This is a genomic window from Klebsiella sp. K47, from assembly GCF_051858335.1.
In the GTDB taxonomy this organism is placed as follows: Bacteria; Pseudomonadota; Gammaproteobacteria; order Enterobacterales; family Enterobacteriaceae; genus Klebsiella; species Klebsiella pneumoniae.
The window spans coordinates 1-209 of sequence record NZ_JBPYUI010000602.1 but is presented as its reverse complement, the minus strand read 5'-3'; the positions used below and the strand labels follow the sequence as shown (position 1 = coordinate 209).

Here is a 209-nt window from a genome sequence, read left to right as displayed (position 1 = left end):
CGAAATTCAACTCATTACAGAACATACGCCACTTCCACAAACCCAACTGACTGCGATTTACCCCAGCACAGAAGGTCTGACGCAACCTAAGTTTCGTGAATACATCAAACAGGCTTTAGCCAAGCACAGTGATGATTTACCTGAACTGCTGCCCGCAAAATTTACCAATGGCTATGCACTTAAACAGGCGTTGGATTACATCCATCATC

Annotated in this window: 1 protein-coding gene; it reads left to right on the top strand. The window is 44.5% G+C overall.

Annotation, left to right across the window (positions count from 1 at the left end; translation table 11 throughout):
- Window positions 1-209 (top strand): hypothetical protein (locus tag RRF55_RS29395; RefSeq protein WP_439419512.1); only part of this gene is annotated, 209 nt, incomplete at both ends.